Raw genomic sequence first — 9,031 nt, forward strand, 5'->3', positions numbered from 1 at the left:
GCAAATCTATACATAGCAGGCTTTTTGCCTTTTTCTAACCGTCGAACTCACGTTATTGTTAGGGTTGACACGCTCTCATGCTAGAAGCCCGTTAGGACAAAGAGTATATGACAAAAAACCCTTTTATCGTGGGTCAAAAGTCACAGTTATCGGTGCAATCAGTCTGAACAAAGTCTTGGCGGTCATCACCTTAAATGGGTCGATGGGTGGCAATGCTTTTGAGGTATTCATTGAAAAATGTTTACTTCCTGTGTTGTGGCCAGGCGCAGTCGTGGTTATGGATAATCTTCCGGCTCACAAAGTAGCTTCGATTGAGGGGTTGATTCAATCAAAGGGTGCTAGTGTTCAGTATCTTGCACCATATTCACCTGATTTTAATCCTATTGAGAATTGGTGGTCACAACTTAAAGCTTTTTTGCGTCAATTTTCTCCAACTACCACAACAATGGTCGATATTTTAATCGCTACTGCACTTAATTTGGTCAATCCCAAACATATAAAAAATTGGTTTATTCACTGCTGTTACTGTACTTCATAAACTTGCAATCTGCTGTATCATTTATTCCCATCTTCAATGATTAATCAGATGGGTAAAGTTGTAGCTCGTCAACCCAAGTTAGGCTTATCCAATAATCCAGAGCAGATAGAAGAATCAATTCGTTTTGAGATGTACAGGAATGCAGTCTTCTATCAAATACTTCACGCCCAAGCTTATATTGAGCCAGCCAGATATCAAATAAATCTCGAACATAGTGTACAAGTAAAAGACTTATTTTCAATAGTTTCAAACAACTCCTTTGTGCCATCAGGGAGAGAACATCAGTTTGCCAAGGGGCTTTATGCTGGATTAACCGGAGACTTCTTCACATCCACCCATTTTCTCATTCCTGCGATCGCTCTGGCTAACCAGGCAATTATCGTTACGCGTGATCACAAAGATTTTAGCAAAGTTCCTAATTTATCTCTTCAAGATTGGACTATGGATGGGTATTCTTAAAAACACATGAAATTAAATCATGTGTTGAATATAATGCCTATTACACTAGGTAAGATACTGATTGCACTTTTTGTCCTAACGCTTGAAATTATTTTTTGGCATCGCTTTTAATGAGATTTGGAGCTTCTCATAAAAGTGATCGATGACTGTGCAATCAATACATTTGAAGCAATGTATGTACTTAGCAATCAGGTGGTAAATTTAACAAGTAGGTATTGAATCCTCGCAGATCAGAAGCACTATTTTGAACTTTAGCGGAAATCGTTCAATCAGTTGAAAGGTAGTTTACAAAAGGCATTCACAAGCTATTCTTTATTTTAAAATGCTGTGAAAAGGTCAGGTCTGTCTCTAAAACTTATAGTGAAGAAGTTTTACAAAAATCAATCTTCTGCATAAAACAAGAAAATATCTCTGATTAATACTTAGCAGCTAAAAACTATAAGTTTTCTAGTTCATAGAGAGAAACTAGTACTTCCAAACATTTCTTAAAAATGAAGTATTAGTAACTCATTGTTCGCTGAGATAAATTAAGAATTAGGAGTATTAATCATGGCAGTAACTTGGATTCCAGGCCCAGGCCCGACTAATGGTGCAGATGTAGGTATTAGTAATGCCGCTTCTGATAACTTCAATGGTTTGGGTGGAAATGACAGCCTTTTTGGAAATGCCGGTAATGACCTGTTACGAGGTGGCGATGGTATCGACTTTCTATCCGGTGGCAATGGAGAAGATACCCTAATCGGAGATCGTGGCAACGACACCTTCATTGGCGGAAACGGCAACGATCGCCTGATCTGGAACAATGGTGACGGTAGCGATAGAATGAGCGGTAACGCTGGCTATGACGTGGTTGAGGTCAACGGCGCGGGTGTAGGAGACAACTTCCGCCTAGAACAAGATGCTCAAGGTAGAGCAATCTTCGATCGCCTGAACTTGGTTCCCTTCACTCTGACTGTAGACAGTGCAGAAAGATTTGAAATCAATGGTGGTGGTGGTGATGACACCCTCGATGTCAACAACCTGTCAGGAACTTCTGTAACTGCAGTCTGGTTCACAGGCGGGGCTGGCAATGATGTGCTGGATGGTAGTGGCACAGCGACTACGTTGAGAGCCTTCGGTGGTGAGGGTAATGACAGTCTCACAGGTGGTGCTGGCAATGATAACCTTTATGGTGATACAGGTAATGACCTGTTACGAGGTGGCGATGGTATCGACTTTCTATCTGGTGGGGACGGGAACGATACTATAGTTGGAAATCGTGGCAATGACACCTTCACTGGCGGAAACGGCAACGATCGCCTGATCTGGAACAATGGTGATGGTAGCGACAGAATCAGCGGTAACGCTGGCTATGACGTGGTTGAGGTCAACGGCGCGGGTGTAGGAGACAACTTCCGCCTGCAACAAGATGCTCAAGGCAGAGCAATCTTTGATCGCCTGAACTTGGTTCCTTTCACTCTGACTGTAGACAGTGCAGAAAGGTTTGAAATCAATGGTAGTGGTGGTGATGACATCCTCGATGTCAACAACCTGTCAGGAACTTCTGTAAATGCAGTCTGGTTCACAGGTGGGGCTGGCAATGACTTCCTGGATGGTAGTGGCACAGCGACAACGTTAAGAGCCTTTGGTGGTGAGGGTAATGACGTTCTCTATGGTGGTGCTGGCAATGACTTACTCTATGGAGATGCTGGTAATGATATTTTACGAGGTGGTAAAGGTAATGACATTCTGACTGGTGGTGCTGGTAGCGATCGCTTTGTATTCAACTCAGGTACTGGGTACAATGGTGCCGATCTCGGTGTAGATAAAATTACTGACTTCAGCTACTTTAGCGATAAAATTGTCCTCGATAAGACAACTTTTGCCGGACTCAATAATCTGTCCCAAATTAAGACAGTAGCTAATGATGCAGCCGCTGCAACTAGCTCTGGACTCATTACTTACAGTCTTGGAACTGGCAACTTGTTCTTCAACCAAAACTTGACATCACCAGGCTATGGGACAGGTAGTTTGTTTGCCAACATTGATAACGATAACAATCAATTCACAGCCCCACCATTATTATCAGCGACAAACTTTGAGATCGTTGCGTAAACATCTCTCAAAATCCATAGAAGCTAAGGCATGTCTGCAAGCTGACAGCGAAATTCTAATTAGCAATCATCAATGTTGCTAATTAAGGATAATTGAATCCTCCCCATCCTCCTCATACTTCAAGGATGGGGAGGATTATACAACAGTTTTCTTTTGCATAAAGTACGAGGCTGCAAAGGCGTAGTCAGCTGGAGACATTGCTTTGGAAAATCAGGCAATTTTGGGCGATCGAAAATATTCCGAAAAAGTTCCTAATTTATGTTTTGAAAGTTAGATTCTAGATGTAAATTATTAAAAATACAATTTTATTTATTTACATAAAAGTTTAATTAAAAATAAAGTTTATTTAACCGGAATATTGTAAATAAGTTAAATTTTGCTGTACTCTAATAATAGAAAGATTTTGTAACCTAAGAGATCGATTAACATGCGTTTACCTATCATTATCAGTGCAACACTATTGCTTTCTCTAAGTATGAACCTACCAGCTATATCCGAAACTAGCGCAGAGAAAGCACAATATCAAACGCAAACGAATAATAGTTTGAATTCAAGACGGTTGAAATTTAATAAACGTTTGTGGGAGCAGGCAAATATTTCTAACTATAGTATTACGGTTAGCAACAGTTGCTTCTGCATACCAGATGCTAGAGGGCCAGTAGTTATTCGAGTACGTAATGGTCAACCAATTTCAGTCACTTCTGTAGCTACAGGTCAACCAGTTAATCCAGAATTCTTTCAAAAATACGATACAATTCCCGAACTATTTAATGTGATTCAAGATGCTATCAACCGTAAGGCATTCAACCTGGATGTAGAATACAATGCTAAACTTGGCTATCCAACTAAAATTAATATCGATTACAATAGTCAAATAGCTGATGAAGAAATCTTTTTGACAATTGAGAATTTTCAGGAATTGAAAACTAGACGCTAAACTGATTACTTGCGCTTAATCTCGACCGGAAAGAGGGGTAAACTAGCAACTCCAAAGCGAGATTTAATACTTCAATTTACCCCAAAAAGCTAATAGCGATCCAATACGCTTGAGTTAAAGGTCATTCATGTAGATAATTGGTTTTTCAAGACGCGATAAATCGCGTCTCTACATCTGGATTTTATTACTCATTCTGAGCTGTATTGGATAGCTATTAGCTTTTCATAAAAATTAACATTTTGATTAAGTTATGTTGATTTTGTGCGACTAATTCTCAATTATTCAACGAATTTATTGTGTTTGAGGGCTTGACTAAAAACAGTTACTTCTGCTAATCTCAAATTACTCGATACGATTAAGGCTTGCTGTGGGTTTATGCACTAGTTGCGATCGAAGAAACTTTACTCATACCACACTAGAATTTAACTTTTTACAGATGGCTTAAAGTCGTACACCCATTTGTGAAAATCATCATTCATACTCATTTGCCGCTCTTGCGTCTGCCCAGTAGATGGCACGGTGTTAATGTCGTAGTACCGCATTTCACCCAAGGCACTACGAGCTTGGATGAGTTTTGTCCGCTCGATGCGACACTGTTCGTAGCTAGTCAGAGCTTCTTGCAGATTAGCTGAATTAGAAAAACACTCTCGTAGGTGGTATGCATCTTCAAAAGTGGTATTGGCTCCTTGTCCCATTGCAGGTGCCATTGGATGAGCGGCATCGCCTAAGAGAGTGACTCTGCCTTGACTCCATTGAGTTAACGGTGGGCGATCGCAAATCGGCCCTTCCCAAATTTCCTCGGCTGGTGTCGCTTCTACCACCTCCCGGAAGGATTTATCCCAGTCGGCTAATTCATGGAGAATACGAGACTTCACTTCATCAGCGCTGTGCGAAAGGGAATACTCAGGCGAGAACTTGCGACTAATCCAACTGGTATAGCCGCCACCCACATTCAGAAGGTACATAAACTGTTGATTACCTTTGGCAAAAACTAGTTCATAGTCATTAAATAGCTCATGGCGATACTCAATGACGGCACGCCAACACATACTACCGATATAATTAGGCTTACCCTCGCCAAATAAAGTTTCTCTAATGGCAGAGTTAACGCCATCAGCCCCAATCAGCAAATCTGCATCTACTGATTTTTTGCCATCAAAATGAATTTTCACACCGTTTGCATCTTGCTCAAAGCCGATGCAGCGATGATTGAGGTGAATGATATCAGAGGGCAATCTCGATGCTAAGACTTGCTGTAGACGATACCACCAAACAGTCAATAACGGTTGTCCGTATTGCTCTAAATATTTAGTTGCGTGAGTTCGGATTGTTTCTCCTTGAATACTCTTTAAAACCGTATGGTGAACTTCGCATCCAGAACTTTTGAGAGTTTCGACAATTCCCGGCGCGATCGCATCTAGAGAATTCAAGCCGTTGGGAGCTAGCCCTAGTCCAGTTCCCGCCGGACGAAATTCTTGGGCTTTTTCGTATACTTGCACCTCTATCCCTTGGCTTCTCAGTGCGATCGCAGCAGCTAAACCGCCTGGGCCAGCACCGACAATAGCAACTTTCTTTACTATGGGTTGAGAGAATTTCTGAGTGAAATTTGTGTTCATATTATTAAGTCATAATTCCGAATATTCCCATGAATATATACACTTCTTCCATGCCTGAAGGCAACTTTATCTTTTAGCTAGATCCACAGTTATTACTTTGACTCCTAAATAGTTTTTTAGTCAATCTTCCTGAAGAATCAACCCTGAATTCGTTATACTTAAATTGATGGCTTAAAAGTAACAGGGAGAGCCTTTAGCCTGCGAGAACCAACCTTGTTACACCATTCAAGCCGATCTTGTGATAGCTTTAAGTCCGATAATTGTTGCACAAGTGTATTAATGGCAATTTCAGCTTCAATTCGCGCCAATACTGCACCCAAACAATAGTGAATACCATCAACAAAAGCTAAATGACTATTATTAGCTCGTGTAATATCGAAGCGATCGGGGTCAGGAAATTGTGCGGGATCGCGATTTGCAGCACCTAAAATAACAAGAACTTTCTCACCAACTCGAATAGTAATACCATCTATATCAATGTCTTCAGTTGCTACTCTTGTGATGATTTGGATTGGGCTATCATAACGTAGCATTTCTTCCACAGCACTTTGGATGAGTGTTGGTTGTGTCTTTAATTGTTGCATCTGCTGTGGATGATGCAAGAGAGCAAGCATACCGTTACTTATAAGATTTACTGTGGTTTCTTCACCAGCAAAGAACAATAACATACAGATAGATATAATTTCTTCTTCACTTAGCTTTTTGTCCTGTTCTTTAACTGTAATTAAAGCACTTAGCAAATCTTGTTGAGGACTTTTTTGACGTTGGGCAATCAAGCTTTTAAAGTAATCTGTAAATTCTAATGCCACTTGATTCATTTGCTCATAGTCTGACAAAGACCTAAGTGGATCTAAAATATTAGACAGTTTATCTGACCAATGATACAGCTTAACCCAATCTTCAATCGGTACTCCTAGTATTGCAGCAATAACACTACAAGGTAATGGGCAAGCAAAATCGGACATGATATCTATAAAACCCTGATGCCGAACTTTGCTAATCAATTCATCGGTAATTTTTTGAATTTGAGGACGCAGAAATTTGATAGTTGTAGAAGTAAAAGCTTTACTAATTAGCCCTCGTAATCTTGTGTGTTCGGGCGGATCTAAAAATATTAACCATTTGTCAATGGCTTGTGCAAGTGTATTAAAATCTTGCTGCTTTAGATAATAACTTTTATGTTTAACATTATTTGACATTTTATTGACACAAAAGCGAGGGTCGCGCAAAACTGCTTTGGCATCAACATAGCGAGTAATTACCCACATACCTGTAAAGCTCTGGTGTATTGGTTCAACAGAGCGAAGATTGTGGTAGATGGGATAGGGATTCGCCTGAAACTTTGGGTCATAAGGATTGAATTTAATAGCTTTTGCAAACCCTAGTTTTTCAGTCTGATTTGTATTAGAAATTGACTCCATTGCACATCTCTCCTGTAAATACTCTAACTTGACAGAAATTACTTAGCAAGTAAAACTTACAGAAAGAGCTTTAAAGCCACGTAAAACTGTATTTTTTCGTAACTCTAGTTTGTCTGAAGCTAACTTCAAATTAGGAAATTGCTGAATAAGTGTATTAATTGCAATTTGTGCTTGAATACGTGCTAGCCCAGCTCCTAAGCAATAATGAATACCATCACCAAAAGCAACGTGGAGATTGGGATTTCGATTAATATTGAAGCGATCGGGATCTGGAAATTGTGCTGGATCTCGGTTAGCAGCCCCTAAACAAAGAACTACCTTTTCACCTGCTTGAATTGTTTGGTTGCCTATTTCAAAGTTAACAGTAGCAATGCGAGTTGTTGTCTGAACTGGGCTATCATAGCGAAGTATTTCCTCTACTGCACTTTGGATTAATGTTGGTTCCCTTTTGAGTTCTTCTATTTGGTCAGGATGATTTAATAATGCCAGCATTCCATTACCGATGGTATTTACTGTACTTTCTTCACCTGTTGCAAATAACATGATGCAAGTTGCTAATAGTTCCTCCTCACTTAACCTGTCACTCTGCTCTTTAGCTGCAATTAAGGCACTAATCAAGTCTGCTTGTGGCTGTTTTTCTCGTTTGGCAATGAGAGCACGTAAATACTCCTTAAATACTTCTGTAACCTCATTCATGGCTTCAAATTCTTCTAGTGACACGAGTGAGTCTAAGATACGAGCCAAAACATTAGACCACTCATTAAGCTGGTCTTCATCTTCTTGTGGTATTCCCAACAACCTACTAATCACCATGACAGGAAGTGGAATCGCAAAATCGGCAATAATATCCATATTCCCCTTGTACCGAACTTTGTCAAGTAATTCATTCACTATTTCTTGAATACGGGGGCGCATTTGTTCAACAACAATAGGAGAAAAAACTTTCATTACCAAATTACGTAATCTGGTATGGTCTGGTGGATTCATATAAAACAAAAATTGGCTGGTAGTATGGGCAAGAGTATTCAAATTTTTTCCCTTATCTTCCAGATATTTGTTTCTTTCTTCTATAGATTTTGGTTTGTCCTGACTGCGAACATAACCACTTCTCAAAACTTCTTTAACATCAGCATAACGGCTAACAAGCCAATCACCTCCAACAAAGTATTGATGTACTGGAGATTCAGAACGGAGACAATGGTAAGTTGGATAAGGATTAATGCGAACATTGGGATCAAAAAGATTGAATTTGAATGGTTTTGTTAACCCGATCGCTTTGGTTTGATTATTAGTCATAACTTCTTTGTTCGCCTTGTTAAATTGTTTAATTGAGCGAATTTATTTTTAAACGACAACTGGAGAAGTTGTTGATGATAACTGAGATTTCACTGCTAAATACTGTGCTAGTGTTTCGATATCGGGATATTCCCAGAAAAGAGTAATTTCAAGTTCACAGTCAATCCATTGCGCTAATTCATCAGTCATACTGATCGCTACTGCTGAATCTAAACCGTATGCAGCAAAAGATTCTTGAATGTCTATCTCATCAGGAGGTATTTTTAAGTACATGGCAAGATGAGATATTAGCCAGGCTTGAATTTCTTTTTCTGTAAAAGTTGACTTGAATGATTTCTGTTCAGCTTTCGGCTGCTCGACATCTAAATTTTGCACTTGTTTCCAAAGAACTTCTGCTTCTGCCTGAAGTTGTTGTAAGTGTATTTGTTCAATACCTGCAATCCACTTACCGACAACATCCAAACTTTGATTTAAAAAACCAATTCGACAAGCATGACGCTGAATTTTTCCACTAGAAGTTTTCGGGATGCTTGCTGTCTTTAGTAGCACGATCGCATAGACTTGTAACTGATGTTCTTCAGATACCGCTTGACGAATAGACTTAACAACCTCATCTACATCTATAGGAATCATATTTGATTTCTGAAAAAGACTACGAGATAATACGGAG

The 9,031-nt window shown here is 39.6% G+C and carries 8 protein-coding genes; 4 read left to right on the forward strand and 4 right to left on the reverse strand.

Going from position 1 to position 9,031, the window contains the following annotated elements:
- Positions 1–55: 55 nt before the first annotated feature.
- From RM368_RS37215 to RM368_RS37230, 4 genes are all read left to right on the forward strand, one after another.
- On the forward strand, positions 56–538 hold the full coding sequence (locus tag RM368_RS37215) for a transposase (protein ID WP_322698709.1): 483 nt from the start codon (positions 56–58) through the stop codon (positions 536–538).
- Positions 539–586: 48 nt separating this feature from the next.
- Positions 587–997, forward strand: a complete 411-nt coding sequence (locus RM368_RS37220) for a hypothetical protein (protein ID WP_322698710.1) — start codon at positions 587–589, stop codon at positions 995–997.
- 549 nt (positions 998–1,546) lie between these two features.
- The gene (locus RM368_RS37225; protein ID WP_322698711.1) at positions 1,547–3,091 is read left to right on the forward strand and encodes a calcium-binding protein; all 1,545 of its coding nucleotides are present in this window, start codon (positions 1,547–1,549) and stop codon (positions 3,089–3,091) included.
- 427 nt (positions 3,092–3,518) lie between these two features.
- Positions 3,519–4,028 carry a DUF6174 domain-containing protein gene (locus tag RM368_RS37230; RefSeq protein WP_322698712.1) on the forward strand — a complete coding sequence of 170 codons (510 nt, stop codon included), beginning with the start codon at positions 3,519–3,521 and terminating at the stop codon, positions 4,026–4,028.
- 422 nt (positions 4,029–4,450) lie between these two features.
- Here RM368_RS37230 and RM368_RS37235 read toward each other — a convergent pair whose 3' ends face one another.
- The 4 genes from RM368_RS37235 to RM368_RS37250 all read right to left on the reverse strand — a co-directional run.
- Entirely contained in the window at positions 4,451–5,644 is a 1,194-nt protein-coding gene (locus RM368_RS37235) for an FAD-dependent oxidoreductase (protein ID WP_322698713.1), read from the reverse strand.
- A gap of 158 nt (positions 5,645–5,802) precedes the next feature.
- On the reverse strand, positions 5,803–7,065 hold the full coding sequence (locus RM368_RS37240) for a cytochrome P450 (protein WP_322698714.1): 1,263 nt from the start codon (positions 7,063–7,065) through the stop codon (positions 5,803–5,805).
- 42 nt (positions 7,066–7,107) lie between these two features.
- Positions 7,108–8,361 (reverse strand): cytochrome P450, encoded by a 1,254-nt coding sequence (locus RM368_RS37245; RefSeq protein ID WP_322698715.1) that lies wholly within the window; start codon positions 8,359–8,361, stop codon positions 7,108–7,110.
- A 48-nt stretch (positions 8,362–8,409) separates the two neighbouring features.
- Positions 8,410–9,031 (reverse strand): acyl carrier protein (locus RM368_RS37250; protein WP_322698716.1); only part of this gene is annotated, 622 nt, incomplete at its 5' end.

Source organism: Nostoc sp. DedSLP03, assembly GCF_034530815.1.
GTDB lineage: Bacteria > Cyanobacteriota > Cyanobacteriia > Cyanobacteriales > Nostocaceae > Nostoc.